Source organism: Selenomonadales bacterium 4137-cl, from assembly GCA_032334055.1.
Taxonomy (GTDB): domain Bacteria; phylum Bacillota; class Negativicutes; order Sporomusales; family UBA7701; genus Anaeroselena; species Anaeroselena agilis.
Genome location: JAUOZS010000001.1, coordinates 4,256,006 through 4,277,937, shown reverse-complemented (window position 1 = coordinate 4,277,937; position 21,932 = coordinate 4,256,006). Strand labels below are relative to the sequence as shown.

Genomic DNA, 21,932 nt, shown 5'->3' with positions numbered 1-21,932 from the left:
CCGCGCCGCGTACTCGGATGTACGCAAGCAATCGCTCCGAGGAGCAACGCCGCAGATGGCGGCTTATCAACGGCCGTAATCTCCGCCGGCGAGGGCGAGGGCATGGACGGCCTTGGCCCCGCCCCTCTTCAATACCTTGGCGCATTCGTTGACGGTGGCGCCGGTGGTGACGATGTCGTCGACGAGCAGGACGATTTTCCCGCGGATGGCTTCCGGGTGCGCGAGGGCGAAGGCGCCTCTTACGTTGCGGCGGCGTTCGGCGGGAACGAGTTCCCACTGGGGCGCGGTTGGGCGGGTGCGGACGAGGGCGTCGAGCCACGGCAGTCCCTGGCGCTCGCTCCAGCGGCGGAAGATGAGTTCGGTCTGGTTGTAGCCGCGCTCGGCATGACGGCCGGGGTGCAGGGGAACGGGCACAACGACCTGGATGCCGGCGAGGCGGAGGCCGTCGCGCCGGGCGGTGAGCAGCCAGGCGAGCGAGGCGGCGGCGCGGGTGTCGCCGCGGAATTTTAGCCGGTGGAGAAGGGTTTTGACGCCGGCGACGTAGTCGCACCGCACCCGGCAGGAGTCGAGGGCGGCGAGGCGGCGACCGGCGAGGTTCAGTTCGTGCCCGGCGAGGACGGGGGCGAGACAAACGGGGCACCAGGCGCCGTGGATGGCGACCGGGCTCCGGCAGACGGGACAGCGGGGCGGGTAGATTAGGTCGAGGAGGGCCGCCCACCAGTCGCTCAGCACAAGCTCTCACCCCTGAGGCGCTCGGCGAGCAGCGAGTAGCGCCGCCGGGTGCGGTCGTTGGCGAGGGCGGTGTTGAGGGCGGCTTTGGTGCCGAGAAGGATGACGCTCTGTTTGGCGCGTGTGACGGCGGTGTAGAGGAGGTTGCGCTGGAGCATGATGTAGTGGCCGGCGACGAGGGGCATCACGACGGCGGGGTATTCGCTGCCCTGGCTTTTGTGGACGCTCATGGCGTAGGCGAGGATGAGTTCGTCGATTTCGGCTTTTTCGTAGAGGACGTCGCCGTCGGGGTAACGGACGAGGGCGATGCCGCTGTCGGCGCCGACGATGTAGCCAATGTCGCCGTTGAAGACGCCTTTGCCGTAGTTGTTGCGGGTTTGCATGACTTTGTCGCCGAGGCGCAGCGCTCCGCCGCCCACGGATGGGCGCGCGGGCGTAGAGGGATTGAGGGCTGCCTGGAGGAGGCGGTTGAGGTTTTCGACGCCGCACTGCTGGCGGTGCATGGGCGACAGGACCTGGACGTCGGCGAGGGGGTCGAGGCCGGCGGCCGGCAGTTCCTCGCCGCACAGCCGGACGATGGCGGCGGCTACGGCCGCTTCGTCGGCGACTTCGCGGAACTGGAAGTCGGCGCTGGAGCGGGTGTCGGGGAAGAGGCCGCGGTTGATGCGGTGAGCGTTGACGACGATGACGCTTTCGCCGGCCTGGCGGAATACTTCGCTGAGGCGCACGACGGGGACGGTGCCGGAGCGGATGATGTCTTTGAGGACGGAGCCGGGCCCGACGGCGGGAAGCTGGTCGACGTCGCCGACGAGGACGAAGCGGCAGCCTTCGGGAACGGCCCTGAGGAGGTAATACATAAGGGTGATGTCGATCATGGAGGCTTCGTCGATGATGACGACGTCGGCGTCGAGGGGAGTGCGCTCGTCGCGCAGGAATTGGGGGGCGCCTTCACGGCCGCCGGTAGCTTCGAGGAGGCGGTGAATGGTGGCGGCTTCGCGGCCGCAGGCTTCGCTAAGGCGCTTGGCGGCCCGGCCGGTGGGCGCGCCGAGGAGGATTTTGAACCCCTGTTCGGCGAGGACGGCGAGGATGCCTTTGACGGTGACGGTTTTGCCGGTGCCGGGACCGCCGGTGAGGACGAGGACGCCGTGGCGGAGGGCGGCGGCAACCGCTTCGCGCTGGGCGGCGGCGAGGGTGATCCCCTCCCGCTCCTCCCAGGCGTCCACCGCCCGGACCGCATCGCCGCTTTCGGCGGGGAAGGCCCGTTCCTGCAGGCGTTTGAGCCTGGCGGCGACCTGGGTTTCGGCGTGGTAGAGGAGGCCGGGGTAGATGAGGGTGGTGCCCTGGCTGTCTTCGGTGTGGAGGTTGTTGTCGCGCACGAGGCCGGCTAGGCAGACGGCTATATCGATGGCGTCCGCGCCGAGGAGTTTGGCGCTCTCCTGTACGAGTACTTCTTCGGGAAGGCAGCAGTGGCCGGTCTGGGCGGTCTGCAGGAGGGCGTATTCGATGCCGGCGGTCAGCCGGGCGGGGTCGCTTTTGTCGTGGCCGAGGGCAAGGGCGATGTGGTCGGCGATGCGGAAGCCGATGCCATCGACCTCGGCGGCCAGCCGGTAGGGGTTTTCCTTGAGGACGGCGAGGGCCGCCGCGCCGTAGTGTTTATATATTCTGCCGGCATACGCGCCGGTGACGCCGTGGGTTTCGAGGAAGAGCATTATTTCCCTGAGGTCGGAGTGTTCGGCGAAGGAGGCGCGGATGACGGCGGCTTTTTTGGCGCCGATGCCTTCTATTTCGGTGAGGCGGTGGGGATAGTTCTCAAGCATTTCCAGGGTGCGGTCGCCGAAACGGGCGACCATGCGGGCGGCGGTGGCCGGACCGATGCCTTTGATGGCGCCGGAGGCCAGGAAGCGTTCGATGCCCTTGACGGTGGTGGGCGCCAGGCGGCGGCAGGAGGCGGCTTTGAACTGCCGGCCGAAACGGCTGTGCTCGACCCAGTCGCCGGTGAGGTCCAGTTCTTCGCCGACGAGCGGCGCAGGAAAGTTGCCGACGACGCTGACAGGGACATTTTCCCGCGCGGGCACGAGGCGGAAGACGGTGAAGTCGTCGCCGTCGCTGCGGTATACTATGCTTTCGACCGTACCTGTTAGTGACTGCATGGCTCCTCCTCGGCGTCCCAAACAATTGTTCTATAGATTCGCAGCAACTTTCCATAATTCCTGCAGATTTTTTTCTTATTCCGGCAGGAATATTGCCAATTGCGTGGAAGGTTTACAGTAATTTACATCAAGAGGTGATGCTGCATGAAAGAGGATATGTACAGCTATCACTATTACAAGCGCCGCTCGGTCATGAGGCCGGCCCGGACTTCGGATTATCTCGTCCAGGCTGCCCTGTTCTGCGGGATGGCTTACGCGGTGGTAACGGTCGTCGTGATGTTCCGCTGATTTCCGGAACCTGAAAAACAGCCCTGACTGACGTCAGGGCTGTTTTTATTTGGTAAACTCGATGTTGATTTTGCGCAGGTGCTTGAGGCTGGCTTTGACTTTGGACGCCGGGCTGCGCCCGCCGGGAAATTCCAGTGCGTAGAGGCCCCGGTACCCTGTTTGCTCAATTTTGTCGATGACGGCCGCGAGGTCCATGTCGCCTTCGCCCGGGTAGGCGGGCACGAAGCCGTCCGGCCGTTTGATCATGTCTTTGAGGTGAACGTAGCCGATGTGGCCGGCGAGGATGTCGGCGGCCTGCAGCGGGTCCCAGCCGGCGGGCAGCCAGTTGCCGGTGTCGAAGGTGACTTTGAACCACGGCGAGGCGAACGGGGCGACGAGGTCGCGCAGGAGTCCGGCGTCGCCGGTAGTGGGGTTGGGGGCGTTCTCGACGGCGATGATAATGCCTTTGGCCGCCGCGGCGTCGATAAGCAGCCCGATCTCCCGCCGCCACCAGGCGGCTTCGAGCTGCGCCCCGGCGACCGGCCCGACGGCTACCAGGACCCGCAATACCTTGGCTCCCAGCCGTTCGGCTTTGGCGAGGCTTTTTTCCACCCGCAGCAGTGACTGGCGGGTGCCTTCCTCGGTGGCGGCCAGCAGACAATCGTTGGCCGCATAGGTGCATTCAAGGTTATATTCGGCCAGGAAGTCCTGGATTTCGTAGAGTTCTTCCATGGAGCTTCGCCAGTAGGGGCGGAATTCGATGCCGGCACAGCCGTATTTGTCCGCCACCGGCACAAGCTCAAGCTGGCACATCCCCGAGCGCAGGTATTGGTCCCAGGTGACGGCGCTGATGATGAGCCGCATTGCCCATCTCCTCTCTCCTCGATACCGGCCGTTGATAACCGCTTGTTTATCTGCTTGCGTCCCGCGCAGATGCCCGCTTTTATTTGCTATATTTTTCTATTCGCCGGGAGAAGTATTTTTCCCTCCCTTGATTAGTATTCCTCGTTGCTGAAATCGACCACCCGGCAGCTTGTCTCTTCACAGAGCATGCTGCAGAACGGGCAGCGGACCACGTCGGCGGCGTGGCTGCCGAACATGCCGCCGCACCGGCTGCATTTGTATCCTGTCTCGGCGTTGTCTGTTCGCTTGTCCATGGTGCACCCCCTTATCGCTTGCTATGCAGTATTTCCTCCGCCAACGTAATTATGCAGGTCCCTGCTAGCGGCGCATGAGCCTGCTGACGGCCGCGTCCCAGTCGGCGCTGCCCAGGCGGCTTTCGAGGTCGATTATTTCGAGGACTTCACCCTGGCAGAAGGGGATGGCGTCGGCGACCGGCCTGGCGCCGGGCGGCAGATGGACGATTTTAAGGAGCGGGTAGGCGGCGGCCAGCCGGTCGAGGATGGCGGGGGTAAGGTCGTGGGAACCGTGATCGACGACGATTATTTCCTGCCACGCCGGCTCGAGGGCGGTTTCGTACAGCAGGCGGCGCAGATTGTCCTCGATGCTGTCTTCGGCGTTGCGGACGACTACGAGCAGGCTGGCGCTGAGGGCCCTGCCCGGCCGGCCGCCGGCCCACAGGCCGAGCAGGTCGCGGAAGACGTGCCATAGCCCGTAGAGGGCGAGGGAGACGGTGACGACAGTCAGCCAGTAAGGGAAAAGCAAAATATCCTACCCCCTTTTCCGGGATAGGATATTATATGTGGCGGCGGTTCGGTGGTGCCTGCCCGTTCAGTCGAGGACGACTATCTTGTTTTTGATGGCGTAGAGGACGGCCTGGGTGCGGTCGGCGACGTCGATTTTACGGAAGATGTTGGTGAGGTGGTTTTTGACGGTTTTTTCGCTGAGGAAGAGTTTGTGGGCGATTTCCTGGTTGCTGAGGCCTTTGGCGATGAGCTGCAGGACTTCGAGCTCGCGCAGGGTAAGGCGTTCGTCGCGGCCGTGCTGGAGGATGCTGGCGGGGCCGTGACGCCGTTCTTCCTCGAGGCGGGTGATTTCGCCGAAAAGTTTTCTGGCGAGGGTGGGATAGATGAACGATTCTCCCTCGTAGACGGTCCGGATGGCTTTGATGAGCATGCCGGGCTCGACGTCCTTGAGGAGGTAGCCGGCGGCGCCCGCTTTGACGACTTCGACCACATAGCTTTCGTCGTCATGAATGGTGAGGATGATGACTTTGACGCCAGGCTGGGCGGCGCGGATGCGTTTGGTGACTTCCAGGCCGTTGAGGCGCGGCATGTTGATGTCCAGGAGGGCTATGTCGGGAACCGCTTCGTCGGCCTTGCGCACCGCTTCCTCGCCGTCGCCGGCTTCGGCGACGATGGAGAAATCGCTTTCGAGTTCGAGCACGTTTTTGATGCCTTGCCGAAGCAGGGCGTGGTCGTCGGCGATCAGAATCCGGATCGGCATCGATCCTCACATCCCTTCGCTATTTAACTATCCGGGCCGTCAGGAAAATCATGACTTCGGTTTCCGATTTGGATTTGGAGTTGCTTTCGAACAGTTTGCCGAGGATGGGCAGGTCGGCCAGCCCCGGGATGCGGTTTTTGCCTCCCGATTCCTCGGTGTTGATCAGGCCGCCGATGACCATGGTCTCGCCGTCTTTCATGCGGACGTTGGTTTCGGCTTCACGGGTGCTGATGCGGTAGGCTTTCATCTCGGTGACGAGGGTGGGGGTGCTGACTTCGGTATGGACGACGGCGGTTATCAGGCCGTCGGCGTTGATGCGGGGGGTGTATTTGAGCCTTATGCCGGCTTCGACGTATTCGATGGTGTTGGTCGTTTTGCCGTTTTCGGTTTTCTCCACGAGGACGGGGATGCGGTCGCCGATGAGGATGTTGGCTTGCTTGCCGTCGAGGGTGGTGATGTTGGGCTTGGCGAGGATTTTGGCGTCGCCTTTGGTGAGTAGGGCGTTCAGGGTGGCCTGGAAGGTGAATTCGTACTTCCGGCCCTCGGGGGTGCGGCCGAAGCTGATGACGCCGGGGTATTCGCGGGTGACGGTGGTTTGGGTGGTGGTGGAGCCGGAGGTTGTCGATGTATCGTATTCGGTCTTGGCGGGCAGGCCCGACCATTTCCAGTCGATGCCGAGGTTCTTGCTGGCGGTTTTGTTGATGGATACCACCTGGGCTTCGAGGGATATCTGCCGGTAGGGGACGTCGAGTTCTTCGAGCGTCTCGCGGATGCTGGCCGCTTCGGCCGGCGAGCCGCTGAAGATGATGGAGTTGGTCGCCTGGTCGACCTTGAGCCGCTCTTCGGGGATGATGAGAGCGAGGGTTTTTTTGATTTCGGCGGCCTGGGCGTAGTTGATCTTGATGATCTGGACGTTGCCGAAGCCTTTGCTGAGTTTTTCGGGGGTGGCGACGACGATTACGTTACCCATCCGCTGGTAGACGAGTCCCTTGGTCTTGGTGACCAAATCGAGGGCGGTTTCGAAGGGGACATTGGTGAGTTGGATGGTAATCTTTCCGGAAGCCGAGTCGTCGGCGACGATGCTGACGCCGCCGACGCTGGCCAGGGCGGTGAGCACGTCGCGCACTTCGGTGTTGACGACATTCATGTTGACGAGCGGCCCGGCGGCCGCCCGGCCGGCGAACAGTAGCAGCAGCAGGCTGACAAGCGCGATGTATCTTTTAGTCCGCATTTATGTATTCACCTTCCCAGGCCGAGAGTCAGTCGGCCTCCCGGGCCGTGCAGCGTTACGTAGTGGTTGCTGATGGCGACGATCTGGTAAGGGCCCACGTAGTCGCCTCGGCGGTAGGAGCGGCTGTCGGCGCCGTATTGGATGATGGCCGAGCCGACATCGCCGGACATGATGACGCCGGTGAGAACAGGCATTATTTCCGCCTGGCGGATCTGCCGCTCGTCGGTCTGTTTGGCCTTTGGCGCGCCGGGGATAGGCTGCTGCCTGGAGAGGAATTCGGCCGGGACGGCGAAGGGGTCGCGCACGGCGAGTTCGGGCTGGTAGCCTTTGGGCATGACCGGCTTGCCGGGCTGGAACGGCACGGCAACCTTGGTTATGACGCCGGACGGCGCCAAGGGTGTATCCGGCAGGCTGCGGTAATACATGGTGGCGGTCAGGGCGGCGACGACGGCCAGTAGCGTGAGCAGGCGCCAGCGGGAAGCGAAAGCCGCAAAAATCGGCGACATCTTTCGGACACTCCACTCTACGTTATTATTTTCGGTAGCCTTACGGCGGAAGTTAAACGTTTTATTCGACATAATATTCGACGCCGTGCGGAGAAATCCTGTAAGAAATAGTGGTTCCGCGCATGATAAGGCAACGAAAAGATAAATATTATCCCTTAACAGAAAAATCCTGTGAATAGTCACAGGATTTTTTGTCGTCTGCCGTCTTAAAGAAGGCGGTCCGCAGCGGTATGCGGCCCGGACATCCGCCAGGCTGCCTTGCCGCACAGGCAGCGGCAGGCCGGCTGCGTGGTCAGGCGCCCGCAGTATATTTTGGCGCCGCAGTGGCCGCAGCGCCATATCCGGGAAAGGTTTTCGACCCCGTCGCCCCATAGGCGGATGGGCTTTCGGTCCGTGTAGTGCATGGACACCTCCTGTGCGTTTTCATTTCCTGGGCGGACCGGGGTAGCGGCGCATGTCGCCCCCGCCGCCGTGCCGGGCTTTGATGGCGAAGTAGGCGTATTTCTCGAGGGCATCAATGACCTGCCGCCGCTTTTCGGCGCCGACCTCCTCGGGGACGGCGTCACCGAGGATCTCCTTCTGCATGGCGTCGACCTGAAAAGCGTGGTAGCCCAGGTCTAGGAGCTGGGACTTGAGTTCGAATATCCGCGCGAGTTGGCTGTCCATATAGCCCTCCCGTGAACTCAATGATTGTTTATATCATACCTGTAAAATTTTACCAAATCAAGCAGATTGTTCCGACTTTTTTCGCAGCGAGGTGCGAAATGTGCCCGCAAGGACGCCCAAGGCATGAGTCTGCTTGCTTGCACGGTCTTCAGCAAGACCGGGAAAAACGACAGCGCTTGAGCGCAACAGGATGCCCCGCCGCCCCGCCGATGCCCTCCGGGCCGGCGAGGGCTTGTTTTTTTGGCGCTCGCAAGGCTATTTTGTCGTTTTTTTTCCGGGCTGGTCCGAGTAAATTAGACATACTTTGTTGGAATTTTATGGAAAAATAGTAACTAAATGGGAGTTGTTTGCGGCGGTCGGTTTATTTCCATCAGTCATGTATACTTTTTCCTCTTCTACGCATTACTACCACCGAAAACTTCACCCATCCCATTTCCCTGAAGGGGGGCGGTCTTGGCTTAACCGGAACAGTAACTGCTCTTTGAAAACTGCTTAATAAGGAGGGAAATGATGAAACCCAAGACTCAAAGGAAAATGCTGGCGCTATTGACATGCTTCTGTCTGGTGACTTTCAGCGCCACGCCGGCGTTCGCGGCGAACGTCGAATTTGGCGACAATGCAGAGGCTGGCGATCCCTGGGGCGGCCCTTGGTGGAACCCATACACCACCAACAACGACAACACGGCAATTGGCGATAGCGCAAAAGCTGGGCGAGGCCTAAGTCCCAACTCGGACAACGATTGGAACATCGCCATAGGTGCCTCCTCCCTGGCGGGTAGCTATGGCGACAACAACGACTTTAACACCGCGCTGGGCAATCAAGCCCAGGCCGGCAGCCACGGCAGTAGGAACGTGGACAATACTGCTATCGGCTATCAGGCCAAGGCCGGCACAGACGGCAGCGACAACAAGGACAACCTGGCCATCGGCGACGGCGCCAAGGCCGGGGTGGGCAACAACAACACCAATAATGCCGCCATCGGCAACGGCGCCCAGGCGGGTGTCGGCGACAACAAATCTAACAATATCGCGCTGGGCGGCAACGCGCAGGCCAACGGCGGCGACAGCACGGCCGTGGGCGTGGGCGCCAAAGCCAACGGCGCCAGCAGTAGCGCCTTCGGGCAAGCCGCCTTAGCTACGGGCGAAAACAGCACCGCCATCGGCCAGTCTGCCTGGGCTACGGGCAAAAACAGCTCAGCCTCTGGCCAGTATTCCTTTGCTGAAGGCGATAACAGTACGGCCACCGGCCAGAATGCCTACGCTATGGGCGCCAATAGCACCGCGACCGGCCAGAACGCGCTGGCGAAAGGAAACTTTAGCACGGCCACCGGTCAAGATTCGAGGGCTACAGGTGAATACAGCACGGCCACCGGCCAGTACGCTCAGGCCACCGGCGAGAACAGCACCGCGACCGGCGCCTGGAGCGAAGCTCAGGGCTACAACAGCACCGCAAACGGTGTAAAGGCCAAGGCTAGCGCTGTCGACAGCACTGCAGGAGGCGCGTGGAGCGAGGCCAGCGGCACAGCAAGTACCGCCTATGGCGCCCACGCCAAGGCTCAGGGCGCCAACAGCACCGCCACGGGCGAGTCAGCCAAGGCGAGTAAGAGCAACGCCAGCGCGTTCGGGCAGGGCGCCTGGGCAACAGGTACAAACAGCACCGCCACAGGTCAGTTCTCCTGGGCTCACGGCAATAACAGCACGGCGACTGGGCAAAACGCCCAGGCAACCGGTCAGGACAGCAGCGCCTTCGGCCAGGGTGCCGTAGCGAGCGGCAATTACAGCGCGGCGTTCGGACAGGACGCCAGGGCGACCGGTTACGAAAGCACGGCGGTCGGTGAGGATGCCCGGGCAACCGATACCCAAAGCACCGCCGTCGGCAACAATAGCTACGCCAGAGGCGAACATGCCTCAGCCATCGGCGCTTACAGCGAAGCTGCCGCCCATGGTACGGCCGTAGGCTTTGACAGCTACGCCGGCGAGCGCGGCACAGCTACCGGCGACGACAGCTACGCCGGATACCGCGGCACGGCCACCGGCTTCGACAGCTACGCCGACGAGCGCGGCACGGCCTCCGGTTACGACAGCTACGCCGGATACCGCGGCACCGCCTCCGGGTACAACAGCGAAGCGGGCGCCTACGGCACCGCGACCGGTGCGAATACCCAGGCCGGGTACATGGACACCGTGTCCGGGTACAATGCCCGTGCGTACAGCGATTACAGCACGGTCACCGGCGCCAACAGCGTCGCCCTGGGCGAACGGGCCACGGTCACCGGCGCCAACAGCGCCGCTCTGACTAGTGGGACCGCTACCGGGGAAGACAGCTTCGCCGGCATCGCCGGTACCGCCACCGGCACCGATAGCACGGCCAGATTCCTTGGCACGGCTACCGGCGCAGACAGCTATGCCAGCTTCTTCGGCACCGCCTCCGGCGCGCTGAGCGAAGCGCGGATGTTTGGTACCGCTTCAGGCTTCGGCAGCTACGCGGGCGTCCTCGGCACCGCCACCGGCGCTGGCAGCTATGCGAGCTTCGCAGGTACCGCGTACGGAGTTGCCAGCTCCGCCGGTGTGGGCGGTACCGCGGCCGGCATCGGCAGCCAGGCCGGAAATCTGGGTACGGCTGTGGGCGCAGGCAGCTACGCCGCGGACGGCTCCGTGGCGCTCGGCGCGGGCGCTCAAGCCAATGCCGCCAACAGCGTGGCACTCGGCAACAATTCGGTCGCTACTCAGGACAATACCGTATCTGTCGGTTCGCCCGGCAGCGAGCGGCGGATCACTAACGTGGCGGACGGCCTTCACAGCACCGACGCGGTTAATCTCCGCCAACTGAAAGATCTCTCTTCGCGCGTGGACCGCGTGGGCGCCTTATCGGCAGCCATGTCGGGCCTGGCCCCGCTGGACTATGATCCCGAGCAGCCGACTCAGCTTGCCGTCGGCGTCGGCACTTACGCCGGCCAGCAGGCTGTTGCCATCGGCCTCTACCATTACGGCGGCGGCAAGGACGTGCTCCTCAATCTGGGCTTCGCGATGGCCAGCAGCGAAAAGATGGCCCGCGCGGGCGTAACCTGGCGGATCGGCCACAAAAAGTCGGATAAAGCCGTCGAGAAGAGCGACGAGGCTGTCCCGGCTTCGGCCCAGCCCGCTCCCGGCTCGCGGCTCCTGAAGGTCATCGAGGACGCGAAGGCCGCAGAGGTCAAAGAGTAATAAGCCGCAGACGGAAAGTGGGGAACGCGAGTTCCCCACTTTTCTGCCTGCACCCGTAAGGGACGGAAAGGGAGGCTTCGCGCTTGAAAGAGGATTTGCAGTCGCTTTTCCCCGACAACCGCGCGATGGGGGATACGACGCTCCGCCAGGCGCAGTTGGTGATGCTGCGCATGCTGCGCATCTTGGACCATATATGCCGCAAGCACGGCATCCCCTACTGGCTGGAATCTGGCACGCTGCTTGGGGCGGTGCGCCACGGGGGGTTCATCCCCTGGGATGATGACGCGGATATAGCCATGCTCCGCGCCGACTTCGAGCGTTTCCGGAAAATCGCGGCGGAGGAGCTGCCGGAAGATCTATTTTTTCAGACCGCGGAGACGGACGCCGATTATCGGGACGTGTTGCCGCGAATCCGGGACAGAAACAGTATCTTTGTGGAGAAGGACAAGGGCTATGTTCCCCATTACCGGGGGATTTATCTGGATATCTTCCCGTACGATTCTTATCCTCACCGGGCTATCCTGGAGATGTTGACCCTCCGGCACCGGCTGCGACAGTTCCGAAGGCGGTTTCCCAAGGGATCCGTCAGCAGGGCGCTGTATATGAGCGGGCTGTTTACCGTCGGGCTGCCGCTTATCCTGCCTTTGTACGCGGCGGAGTGGAGCGCCAAGCGGTTCCGCGACAGGTTTTTCAACCGGCCCGGGCAGGATCTCCTTTCGTTCGGAGTCGAATTTTATTACAAGGTGCCGCGCGTGCGGAAGGATATCTTTCCGCTACGGGAGGTTTCCTTTGAAGGGTACAAGTTTTTCGCGCCTAACCGGCCCGATACGTACCTGCTGAAAAAATACGGCGATCTGGCGGTGCCGCCCGAAGGCCAGCGCAAGACCCACGCGCGCGAGATCATCGTCAACGTGCCGCTGGGGATGTGAAGAAAAGACCAGGGAACGCGAGTGCGTTCCCTGGTCTTTTACGCTTATCAACGTCCTGCCTGTTTCAAAGCTGCCAATTTGGGAGACATTATTCTTTTGTATGCTTCCACGCCGGGCTGGTCGAAGGCGTCGACGTCGGCCAGTTCGCCTTCGTAGGCGACGGAGAGGGCGAGCAGGTAAAGGAGTTCGCCGAGGTGGAAGGCGTCGAGGTGCGGCAGGTGGAATACGGCGCTGTAGCGGCCGTCGGCGGCGAGGGCCTGGGCGTTGGCTTCGAGGGCGGCGTCGAGAGCCTGGCTCATACGCAGGGAAGAGATTTTGGTTAGTTCGCGGGCAGACGGGAAGGCGTCGGGGATGACGGGGTCGCTGTCCCAGGCGGCGACACGGACGAACTGGACGACTTTGTCGCGGGCGCCGTCCTGGTGCTGCTGGGTTTGGGCGTGCATGTCGGTGGTGCCGACAGCGACTACGGGGGTGCGGCCGTAGAAGACCTCCCTCCCCTGCCGGTCGGTGCGTTTGCCGAGCGACTCGGCCAGGAGTTGGACATACCATTCGGCGACGGCTTTGAGCCTGTCGGCGTAGGGCATGAAGATTTCGATGTTGCGGCCATGGTTGGCGGCGGCGAGGTATTTGAGGACGGCGTTTAAAAGGGCGGGGTTGGTCCGCGGGTCGCCTTCCAGGCAGGCTTGGTCCATGGATCGCGCACCGGCAAGGAAGGCGTCAAGGTCGAAGCCGATGCAGGCGGCAGTAACAAGGCCGACTTCGGAAAATACGCTGAAGCGGCCGCCGACGCCGTCGGGGACGGCGAAGGTGGGCCAGCCGCTGTCATTGGCGAGTTTTTTGAGGAGGGTGGCTTTGTCGCCCCCGGCCGGGTCGGTGACGGCGACGACGGAGAGTTCAAGCCCCGGAACCTGGCGCAGGGCTTCGTGGACGACCATGAAGGAGCCCATGGTGTCGAGGGTGCCTCCCGATTTGGATACGACAACCAGAAGGAGTCGGTAGGGCGTTTTTTCCGCGGCGGCGGCACGGATGTGTTTTATAAGATCGTCGGTGCGCAGGGGGTCGAGGTTATTGCCGCTGAAGTAGAGTTCGGGGTAGCCGCCACGTTCTTCGGGGGAGCGGCTGTTCCAGAATTCGCCGCAGTGGGCGTCGAAGAGGACGCGGTTGCCAAGGTAGGAGCCGCCGATGCCGAAGTGGATGACGGCGTCGGTGCGGTGGCGGAGGGAGGCGCCGAAGTCCTTGAGCCGCCGGATGGATTCGGGGGAGTTGAGATTGCCGGCGGCGACGTAAGGGAGCTGGCTGAAGAGAACTTTTTCGGGGACGCCGTCTTTGGATAGGTGGCCGCGCACTTCGCCGGTGGCCCGCATATGGCCGACGGCGGCGTGGGCGGCGGCGATGCGGCCGGCGATGCCGGCGATGTCGGCGCCGGTTACTTTGCCGTCGCCGTAGAGGTTGGCGTAGTCGAACGCGAAGCCCGAGGGAAGGGTAAGCATGTCGGACGCCTCCTTCGTATCGGAAGCCGGGATACGCTACCCGGCAAGAAGTTCCTTGAGAACGGGGTCGGCGGCGAGTTTTGCGCCGAGGTCGCGGCAGGTGTTTTCGTCCGATTGGACGGTCCAGCTGGCGACTTTGGTGCCGCAGACGACGGCCTCTTTGAGAGGCAGGCCGCGCATGAGGCCCATGACGGTGCCGGAGAAGAAGGCGTCGCCGGCTCCCGAGGTGTCAATGACGGTGACGGGGAAGACGGGCTGATGGCCGGCCGTTCCTTTTACGGCGTCGTAGTAGACGCTACCTGCGCTGCCGAGGGTGATGACCATGCCGCCGAGGCCTTTGGCGGCGACGAAGCGGGCCAGTTCCCATTCGAGGGAGGCGATGTCGTCCGCCGGCAGGGGGACGCCGATCAGCCGCTCGGCTTCGATGTTGTTGCAGATGAAGCAGTCGAGCTGACCGAGGATGTCGGGGTGGCTCATTATGACGGAGAGGTTGCCGGGGATGCCGTAAACCGGGCGTCCCTGCTCGCGGGCGAGACTGAGCACCTTGTTGGTGATGTGGGCGTTGAGGTCGAGCTCAAGGACGATATGGCCGGCATTGCGGACGATTTCGGCGCCGTTTTTGCCGATATGGTTTTCGAGGTGGTGGAGGTCGGGCATCTGGGAGATGGAGCCGGCCAGGTCGCCGGTGTCGTCCATGACGGCGAGCCACAGCCCCATGCCGCGGGTATCTGTTTCGACGACAGATTGGGTGCAGACCCCGGCTTGGGCAAGGCGGGCGGTGATCTCCCGGCCGATGCCGCTGCGGTCGACGCTGGCGACGAAGCGGGTGTCGATGCCGAGGTTGGCGAGGTTTTCGGCGACGTTGCGGCCGACGCCGCCGTGGACGAATTTGACGCTGCCGAGGTTGCGGCCGGCGGGGTTGTATTTCTGTTTGGCGAAGCCTTTACAGTCCATGAAGATGGTGCCGATTACTGCTGCTATAGGTGTCATGCCTCTCCCCTACTCCCCTCTTTATTCCGGCCGGCGGCTGCAGGCAGCTTCCTGGCCGACCAGGAGGGGTTTGACTGTTTTTATAAGATACTGGAGGAATTGGTCGCGGAGATCGGGGCGCTTGAGGGCGAATTCGATGGTGGCTTCGAGGTAGCCCTGCTTGTCGCCAACGTCGTAGCGGCGGCCGTCGAAGTGGTAGGCATAGACCGGCCGGCTGGCGGCCAGGACGCGGAGGGCGTCGGTGAGCTGGATTTCGCCGCCGCGGCCGGGCGGGGTGGTTTCAAGGATTGGGAAGACTTCGGGCTCGATGATGTAGCGGCCAAGGACGGCAAGGCGCGATGGGGCCTCGGCCTGGGGCGGCTTTTCGACGAGGTCGGCGGCTTTCCAGAGGTTTTCGCCGACCGGAACGGGTTTGACGATGCCGTAGCTTGACACCCTGTCCTGAGGGACTTCCTGGACGCCGAGGATGGTGCCGGGATGGTCCTCGTAGACGTCAAGCAGTTGTTTGAGGCAGGGGACGGCGGCGTCGATGATGTCGTCGCCCAGGAGGACGGCGAACGGCTCGGGGCCGACGAATTGTTTGGCGCAGAGGACGGCGTGGCCGAGGCCGCGCGGTTCCTTTTGGCGGACATAGTGGATGGTGACATTGGATATTTCCTCGACCAGGCCGAGGAGGTCGTATTTGCCCTGGGCCTTGAGGGTGAGCTCAAGCTCGACGGCGCGGTCGAAGTGGTCTTCGATGGCCCGTTTGTTGCGGCCGGTGATGATGAGGATCTCTTCGATGCCCGACTGGATGGCTTCTTCGATGATGTATTGGATGGCTGGCTTGTCGACAATGGGCAGCATTTCCTTGGGCTGGGCCTTGGTGGCCGGGAGGAAGCGCGTGCCGAGGCCGGCCGCGGGGATGACGGCTTTTCTGATTTTACGCATTTCTGGCATAGTTCACCGCCTCGGTAAGGATGGTGGCGAGCAGTTCGGGGCTGCCGGCTTCGGCGTAGACCCTGACGATGGGCTCGGTGCCGGAGGCGCGGAACATTACCCAGCCGCCGTCGACGTAGAGTTTGCAGCCATCGGTGCAGTTCGAGGAGAGGGGTTTGAGGGTGCCCAGAGCCGCGGGCGGCGCGGGGACGAGGGACGCCATCAGGCGGTTTTTCCGCGCGTCGTCGAGGTGGAGGTCTTCGCGCCCGTAGTAGAAGTGGCCGAGCTCGGCCATCATTTCGTCGAGAAGCTGGCCGAGGGTTTTGCCGTAGGCGGCGACGACTTCGATGAGCAGGAAGCCGAGGAGGACGCCGTCGCGCTCGGGGATGTAGTTTTTGATGCCGATGCCGCCGGATTCTTCGCCGCCGATGAGGATGTCCTCGGAGAGCATGAGGTTGGCGATGTATTTGAAGCCGACAGGGGTTTCGTAGAGTTTGAGGCCGTATTTGGCGGCGACCCGCTTGACGAGTTCGGAAACGGTGAGGGTCTGGGCTATGCCGCCGGTCCAGCCGCGCTTTTCGTGGAGGTATTTGGCGAGCAGGGCGATGATCTGGTGGGCATTGATGAAGCGGCCGTCGGCGTCGATGGCGCCGATGCGGTCGCCGTCGCCGTCGGTGGCGAGGCTGACGGCCGCCTTGTGCTCGGCCATGGCGGCGCGGAGGGCGGCGAGGTTTTTATCGATGGGCTCGGGGTTGACGCCGCCGAAGGAGGGGTTGTATTCGCTTCTGACTTCGACGAGGTCGAGGCCGTGGCGGGCGGCGAGCCTGGCGGCGTACCCGCTGGCCGCGCCGTGCATGACGTCGAACAGGATCTTGCCTTTGCTGGCGGCGAGGGTTTTCGGGTCGAGGACGGCGTCGATGTGGTCGAGGTAAGGGTCATGGGGCGAGAAGGCTTCGACGCCGGCCGGCAGGGGGATTTTGGGGTACTCGCCGCCTTCTGTTTCGCGGCGGCGGACGTAGGTTTCGATGTCGGCGATGATTTCGGGCGAGGCCGAGCCGCCATAGGAGGCTTTGAATTTGAGGCCGTTGTATTCGCCGGGGTTGTGGCTGGCGGTGATCATTATGCCGCCGGCGGCCTGGCGGTCTTTGACCTGCCAGGTGAGGGCCGGGGTGGGCAGGATGGCGTCAGAGAGCCAAACGGTGACGCCGCGCGACGCCAAAACACCGGCGCAGTCTTCGGCGTAGCTGCGGGAGAGGAAACGGGCGTCGTAGCCTACGACGACCCCTTTGGCCGCTTCGCCGCGGCCGAGGATGTAGTCGGCGATGGCGTGGGCCACCAGCCTAACGTTGCTGAAGGTGTAGTCTTCGCTGATTATGCCGCGCCAGCCGTCGGTACCGAATTTTATCATGCGATCGCCCCCCATACAGTCTGCTATTATGCCCGGATTTACTGGTAAATAATTCGTTTTTCAGCCGGTTTTGTCCTGCCGTCAATAGCGGACGCGTTGAATTTCTGGATTTTTTTTACATAAACTAAGACCGTTCAGAAAGCCCCATCTGCCAGGCACGACGAGGATTGCTTGCTTGCGTGCCCGGAACGTACGCAAGCAACAAGCTGGTCGTATCAATGCAGATGGGGCTTTTCGCCAGCCGGCGCTCAGGCGCGGCCGTAGATGTCGTCGAAGCGGACGATGTCGTCTTCTTCGAGGTATTTGCCGTTTTGAACTTCGATCATTTCCAGCGGTATCTTGCCAGGGTTCTCCAGGCGGTGTTTTGTGGAGACGGGCACGAAGGCGCTTTCGTTTTCGTGGACCATCTGTTCCTGCGCGCCGATGGTGACTTTGGCCGTGCCGCCGATGACGATCCAGTGTTCGCTGCGGTGGTGGTGGAGCTGGAGACTGAGGCGCTGGCCAGGATTGACGACGATTTTTTTTAGCTTGTAGCCCGGGCCTTCGCCGAGTACGCTGTAGCGGCCCCACGGACGGTAGACGGTGGTGTGCTCGGCGGCTTCGCGCCGGCCGCGGGCCTTGAGCTCCGCGACGATTTCCTTGACCTTCTGGGATTCCCCTTTTTTAGCGACAAGGATGACATCGTCGGTTTCGACGACGAGGATGTCTTCTAGGCCGATGCCGGCGATGAGGCGGCTGTGGCCGAGGATAAGGGAGTCGCGGCAGCTGACCGGCAGACAGTCGCCGTGAATGGCGTTGCCGGCGGCGTCCTTGGGGAGGACGTCGTAGATGGCGTCCCAGGAGCCGATGTCGCTCCAGTCGGCGTCTAGGGGGATGGTGACGATACGATCGGATTTTTCGGCGATGGCGTAGTCGAGCGAGATGTCCGGCAGGTCGGCGAATCTCTCGAGCAGTGCTTCGTAAGATTGTTCAAGGCCGGCGTGGATAGCCGGTTGGTGCCGGGATAGTTCGTCGGCGAAGGTACCGACGGTGAAGGCGAACAGGCCGGAGTTCCAGTAATAGTTACCGGCCTTGAGGTAGCGTTCGGCGGTTTGGGCGTCGGGTTTTTCCTTGAAGGAATCGACGATGTATGCGTCGCCCTGTTTGGCGCCGGCCTGTATGTAGCCATAGCCGGTCTCGGGTTTGTCGGGCCGGACGCCGAAGGTGACGATACGGCTGCCAGCCGCTGTGGATGCCTGGCGAATGGCCTGCACGAATGCTGCGGGGTTGCCTACGAGGTGATCGGAGGGGGTGACGAGGAGGAGTTCGTTGTCATCTGCGCCAAGCTTATCGATGCAGTAGCGGGCCGCGAGGGCTACGGCGGGGGCGGTGTTGCGGCCGACGGGCTCGAGGATGATGTGGGCGGCAGTGGCGCTGCAGGCCGACAGCTCGGCCCGGACATGGTGAAGATGGTCGTGGTTGGTGACGATGACGATATCCTTTGCGGCCACCAACGGCAGGAAGCGGGCTACCGTTTGCGCCAGGAGGGAATGCGGGCCGCCGAGCTTGAGAAACTGTTTGGGGTAGTTGGCCCGCGACAGCGGGAAGAGCCTGGTGCCGCCGCCACCGGCAAGGATGATGATTTTCATGGGAATGCTCCTTTGCCTTTAGCAAGACTCTATTAGTTATATGATTATCTTCGTGGCTTTAAACTCTTATCCTGCCGGATAATGGCTTAGTCGAGACTTGGCCATTGCGAAAAAAGCGGATGGCGGCGCTAATGCGCCGCCGGAAAAGCGAAGTAATATCCTATTGCCTGAAAAGCGTCCTGACGGAGGCGATTATGTTCTGGTGGTTCGGGTAGTAGGCTTTCTCCAGCGCGGTGCTGGCCGGGGCGGGAGCGTCAGGGAGGTTGACCCTCTGGATGGGGCCTTTCAGTCGGCCGAAAAAGTTGCCATAGACGAGGGAGGAGATGTGGTCGCCCAGACTGCAGATAGGGTTGTCGGGGTCGGCGATTACCAGTCGGCCGGTTTTCTTTACCGAGTTCAGGATAAGATCTGTGTCAAGCGGCTTGAGGGTGCGGGGGTCGATTACTTCGACGCTGATCCCCAGCTTGGCAAGCTCAGCCGCAGCTGTGATCGCTTCTTTGACGAGGTAGGATACGGCCACGACTGTGACGTCGGTCCCCTCACGGCAGACCTTGCCTTTGCCGAGGGGTACTTCATATATTTCGTCGGGGACTTCTTCTTCGGTCTGGTATAGCCAGCGGTCGTCGATATAGAGCACCGGGTTGTCGTCTCTGACGGCGGCCACGAGCAGCCCTTTGGCGTCGTAGGGGGACGCGGGGGCGACGACTTTGAGGCCGGGGACATGGCAGTAGAGGGAGTAAGGGCTTTGCGAATGCTGGGCGGCCTGCTCGTTGCCTCGGTTGACGATCCCGCGGATGGTCACAGGGACGTTGACCGCGCCGCCGAACATGTAGTGCCAGCTGGCGCAATGGTTGATGATGGGGTCAAGGGCCAGGTACATAAAGTCCATGCGTGGGTGGAAGACGATGGGCCGCATGCCGGTCATTGCGGCGCCGATGGCCGAGCCGGTGACGGCGAGTTCGGAAATCGGCGTGTCGATAACCCGGTTGGTGCCGAATTGGTCGATGAGTCCCAGGGTAGTCGTGCCGACACACCAGGGGCTTTCCACTCCCTGGCCGATGACGAAGACCCGCTCGTCCGTCGCCAATAGCTGCCGGTGGGCTTCGTTGATCGCTTTCGCGTAGCTTATCACTGTCATTGGCCGGCCCCCCGGTAAACGTTCTTGGTGACTTCGGCGGCGTCAGGGTACGGGCTGGCGAGCGAGTAAGCAACAGCCTGCTCGACTTCGTCGCACGCTTCCTGCCAGACCTTTTCCACTTCCGCCCTTGTCATGATTTTTTCATCGACCAGGAAATTTCCGAAATGCTTTATCGGGCAGCGATCTTTCCAGGCGTCGATCTCCTGCTGGTCGCGCAGTCCGAGGTCGACGTCGTAGTTGGGGCCGACGTGACCTCGCCAGCGATAGGTGCGGCACTCGATGAGCGTGGGGCCCTCGCCTGCCCGGGCGGTCTGTACGGCTTGCCGGGCGGCAGCGAGGACTTCGAGGACATTATTACCGTCGGCGGACAGTGTTTTGAACCCGTGAGCTTTCGCCATTTCCGGGATGTTGTCGTGCACGCGGCGCTTCTCCAGCGACATGTGGGTGCAGTAGAGGTTGTTTTCGCAGACGAAGATAATCGGCAGGCGTTTGACGGCCGCCAGGTTGGCTGATTCGTGCCAACTGCCTTCCTCCGGGACGCCGTCGCCGTGAAAAACGACGGTTATCCGCTGTGAGCCGCGAATTGATTCGGCTAGCGCCGTGCCGACCGAGATGGACATGCTGCCGGAGACGATGGACGAGGTGCCCATTATGCCGACTTCGGGGGCGACGAGGTGCATCGAGCCGCCTCTGCCCTTGGAACAGCCGGTGGCCCGGCCGAAGATTTCCGCCATTGCGGCTTTGAGGTCGCCTCCTTTGGCCAGATAGTGGCCGTGGGAGCGGTGGGTGCCAAAGAGATAGTCGTCGCTGTTCAGGGCGTGGCATACGCCGGTGGCGACGGCTTCCTGACCGGTATAAAGATGGCAGGGAGTAATTATCTTCTTCTCGATCACCAGGTCGGCTATTCTTTCTTCGAAGACACGGATCCTCATCATCGTAGCCAGAAGCTTTTTCAGTTCGGCCGGCAGCAGGTCGTCATTGCGGAATTGAGGAGGTTGCGGGGGACAATTTATTGACCCGGACATTACTCCACCTCGATCATTATAATCTTTGTCGTCAAGTTCCGGACATCACTTGGCGAGTTTCTTCATGGAGTCGGCAACGGCGTGGAGGGTTTCCCACTTCTTGCAATAGCAGAAGCGGACCTGGTTTATGCCTTTGCTGCGGTCGGAGTAGAAGGACGACCCTGGTACGGTGGCGACGCCGGCGACTTCGATGAGCTTGCGGCTGAAGGCAAAGTCGTCTTCGGCACCAAGTTTCTTCTTGAGGTCGCCGATGCCGGCGAGGATGTAGTAGGCGCCTTTGGGGGGTGCGCATTCGAAGCCGGCCTGGACGAGGACGTCGTAAAGGTACTGGCGCGCCTCAGCGTAATGGCTTTGCAGGCCGGCGTAGTATTCGGGCGGGAAGGTGAGCGCGGCGGCGGCGGCGTGCTGGAACGGGGTGGGCGCGCCGACGGTGAGGAAGTCGTGGACTTTGCGGATGCGTTGGGTGATCGTCTTTTCGGCGATCGCCCAGCCGACCCGCCAGCCGGTGACGGAGTAGGTTTTAGAGATGGAGTTGATGGTGACAGTGCGGTCGGCCATGCCGGGCAGGGCGGCAAGCGAGACGTGCTCGGCGCCGTCGTAGAGAATGTGTTCGTAGATTTCGTCGGTGACGGCGTAGGCGTCCCATTTCAGGCATAGGTCGGCGATTTCCTGGAGCTCGGCGCGGGTGAAGACTTTGCCGGTTGGGTTGTTGGGGGTGTTGATTACGATTGCCTTGGTTTTTTCGTTGAAGGCGGCGGCCAGTTCCTCCGGCCGGTAGGTCCACGCGGGCGGGTAAAGGGTAACGTAACGGGGGGTGGCCCCGGAGAGGATGCCGTCCGGCCCGTAATTCTCGTAGAAGGGCTCGAAAACAATGATTTCGTCGCCGGGGTTGATGATTGCCTTGAGAGTGGCGATCATCGCCTCGGTGGCCCCGCAGGTGACGGTGATGTCGGTGACGGGGTCGCATTTTATGCCGTTGTAGGCGAGGACTTTTTTGCTGATGGCCTCGCGCAGCTCGGGTTCGCCGAAGGTGACGGGGTACTGGTTGAGGCCGCCGGTTATGGCGGCGATTGCGGCGTCTTTTATGGCCTGGGGGCTTTCGAAGTCAGGGAAGCCCTGGGAGAGGTTGTAGCCGCCGGCAGCGTCGCATATCCTGGTCATTTCCCGGATGACGGACTCCGAGAAGGTTTCGGTTATTCTCGAAAGCTGTTTCATGGTTCCTCCCTACCGCTTATAAGCATAGAACT

Annotated in this window: 21 protein-coding genes; 3 read left to right on the top strand and 18 right to left on the bottom strand. The window is 62.2% G+C overall.

The genetic code is table 11. The features are described 5' to 3' along the window. Positions 1-66 precede the first annotated feature (66 nt). Both Q4T40_21885 and Q4T40_21880 read right to left on the bottom strand, forming a co-directional pair. Complete coding sequence (locus tag Q4T40_21885) at positions 67-732, bottom strand: ComF family protein (GenBank protein MDT8903891.1); 666 nt, start codon at positions 730-732, stop codon at positions 67-69. Next, positions 726-2,879, bottom strand: coding sequence for an ATP-dependent RecD-like DNA helicase (locus Q4T40_21880; protein ID MDT8903890.1), 2,154 nt, complete (start codon positions 2,877-2,879; stop codon positions 726-728). The genes Q4T40_21885 and Q4T40_21880 overlap by 7 nt, the downstream gene beginning before the upstream one ends. Positions 2,880-3,023: 144 nt before the next feature. Between Q4T40_21880 and Q4T40_21875 the strand changes: the two genes are divergently transcribed. Continuing rightward, on the top strand, positions 3,024-3,167 hold the full coding sequence (locus tag Q4T40_21875; GenBank protein MDT8903889.1) for a hypothetical protein: 144 nt from the start codon (positions 3,024-3,026) through the stop codon (positions 3,165-3,167). A 45-nt stretch (positions 3,168-3,212) separates the two neighbouring features. Here Q4T40_21875 and Q4T40_21870 read toward each other — a convergent pair whose 3' ends face one another. From Q4T40_21870 to Q4T40_21835, 8 genes are all read right to left on the bottom strand, one after another. Further along, entirely contained in the window at positions 3,213-4,010 is a 798-nt protein-coding gene (locus Q4T40_21870) for a sugar phosphate isomerase/epimerase family protein (protein MDT8903888.1), read from the bottom strand. Positions 4,011-4,141: 131 nt separating this feature from the next. Then, on the bottom strand, positions 4,142-4,303 hold the full coding sequence (locus tag Q4T40_21865) for a hypothetical protein (protein ID MDT8903887.1): 162 nt from the start codon (positions 4,301-4,303) through the stop codon (positions 4,142-4,144). A gap of 64 nt (positions 4,304-4,367) precedes the next feature. Then, positions 4,368-4,811, bottom strand: coding sequence for a glycosyltransferase (locus tag Q4T40_21860; protein MDT8903886.1), 444 nt, complete (start codon positions 4,809-4,811; stop codon positions 4,368-4,370). Positions 4,812-4,877: 66 nt separating this feature from the next. Beyond that, positions 4,878-5,552 carry a response regulator transcription factor gene (locus Q4T40_21855; GenBank protein MDT8903885.1) on the bottom strand — a complete coding sequence of 225 codons (675 nt, stop codon included), beginning with the start codon at positions 5,550-5,552 and terminating at the stop codon, positions 4,878-4,880. Between the two features lie 19 nt (positions 5,553-5,571). Further along, positions 5,572-6,783, bottom strand: a complete 1,212-nt coding sequence (locus Q4T40_21850) for a secretin N-terminal domain-containing protein (GenBank protein MDT8903884.1) — start codon at positions 6,781-6,783, stop codon at positions 5,572-5,574. Positions 6,784-6,791: 8 nt separating this feature from the next. Further along, positions 6,792-7,289, bottom strand: coding sequence for a hypothetical protein (locus Q4T40_21845; GenBank protein ID MDT8903883.1), 498 nt, complete (start codon positions 7,287-7,289; stop codon positions 6,792-6,794). A 206-nt stretch (positions 7,290-7,495) separates the two neighbouring features. Continuing rightward, complete coding sequence (locus Q4T40_21840) at positions 7,496-7,693, bottom strand: hypothetical protein (GenBank protein MDT8903882.1); 198 nt, start codon at positions 7,691-7,693, stop codon at positions 7,496-7,498. 19 nt (positions 7,694-7,712) lie between these two features. Next, complete coding sequence (locus Q4T40_21835) at positions 7,713-7,955, bottom strand: hypothetical protein (GenBank protein ID MDT8903881.1); 243 nt, start codon at positions 7,953-7,955, stop codon at positions 7,713-7,715. 510 nt (positions 7,956-8,465) lie between these two features. On the opposite strand from Q4T40_21835, the gene Q4T40_21830 reads away from it, so the two are divergent. Next, complete coding sequence (locus tag Q4T40_21830; GenBank protein ID MDT8903880.1) at positions 8,466-11,159, top strand: YadA-like family protein; 2,694 nt, start codon at positions 8,466-8,468, stop codon at positions 11,157-11,159. 83 nt (positions 11,160-11,242) lie between these two features. Beyond that, complete coding sequence (locus tag Q4T40_21825) at positions 11,243-12,088, top strand: LicD family protein (GenBank protein ID MDT8903879.1); 846 nt, start codon at positions 11,243-11,245, stop codon at positions 12,086-12,088. A gap of 47 nt (positions 12,089-12,135) precedes the next feature. Here the strand turns inward: Q4T40_21825 and Q4T40_21820 are convergent, their stop codons facing one another. The 8 genes from Q4T40_21820 to Q4T40_21785 form a co-directional block, all read right to left on the bottom strand. Next, a complete protein-coding gene (locus tag Q4T40_21820; protein MDT8903878.1) occupies positions 12,136-13,578 on the bottom strand; it encodes a glucose-6-phosphate isomerase in 1,443 nt (480 codons plus the stop codon). Between the two features lie 36 nt (positions 13,579-13,614). Continuing rightward, positions 13,615-14,568 carry a PfkB family carbohydrate kinase gene (locus Q4T40_21815; GenBank protein MDT8903877.1) on the bottom strand — a complete coding sequence of 318 codons (954 nt, stop codon included), beginning with the start codon at positions 14,566-14,568 and terminating at the stop codon, positions 13,615-13,617. A gap of 21 nt (positions 14,569-14,589) precedes the next feature. Further along, positions 14,590-15,507, bottom strand: a complete 918-nt coding sequence (gene galU / locus Q4T40_21810; protein ID MDT8903876.1) for a UTP--glucose-1-phosphate uridylyltransferase GalU — start codon at positions 15,505-15,507, stop codon at positions 14,590-14,592. After that, positions 15,491-16,894, bottom strand: coding sequence for a phosphoglucomutase/phosphomannomutase family protein (locus Q4T40_21805; protein ID MDT8903875.1), 1,404 nt, complete (start codon positions 16,892-16,894; stop codon positions 15,491-15,493). The genes galU and Q4T40_21805 overlap by 17 nt, the downstream gene beginning before the upstream one ends. Positions 16,895-17,142: 248 nt before the next feature. Then, on the bottom strand, positions 17,143-18,522 hold the full coding sequence (locus tag Q4T40_21800; protein ID MDT8903874.1) for a mannose-1-phosphate guanylyltransferase/mannose-6-phosphate isomerase: 1,380 nt from the start codon (positions 18,520-18,522) through the stop codon (positions 17,143-17,145). A gap of 160 nt (positions 18,523-18,682) precedes the next feature. Further along, positions 18,683-19,660, bottom strand: coding sequence for an alpha-ketoacid dehydrogenase subunit beta (locus Q4T40_21795; protein ID MDT8903873.1), 978 nt, complete (start codon positions 19,658-19,660; stop codon positions 18,683-18,685). After that, positions 19,657-20,685: a thiamine pyrophosphate-dependent dehydrogenase E1 component subunit alpha gene (locus Q4T40_21790; GenBank protein ID MDT8903872.1), complete on the bottom strand. Its 1,029-nt coding sequence runs from the start codon at positions 20,683-20,685 to the stop codon at positions 19,657-19,659. The genes Q4T40_21795 and Q4T40_21790 overlap by 4 nt, the downstream gene beginning before the upstream one ends. A gap of 45 nt (positions 20,686-20,730) precedes the next feature. Beyond that, entirely contained in the window at positions 20,731-21,900 is a 1,170-nt protein-coding gene (locus Q4T40_21785; protein ID MDT8903871.1) for an aminotransferase class I/II-fold pyridoxal phosphate-dependent enzyme, read from the bottom strand. Positions 21,901-21,932: the final 32 nt, after the last annotated feature.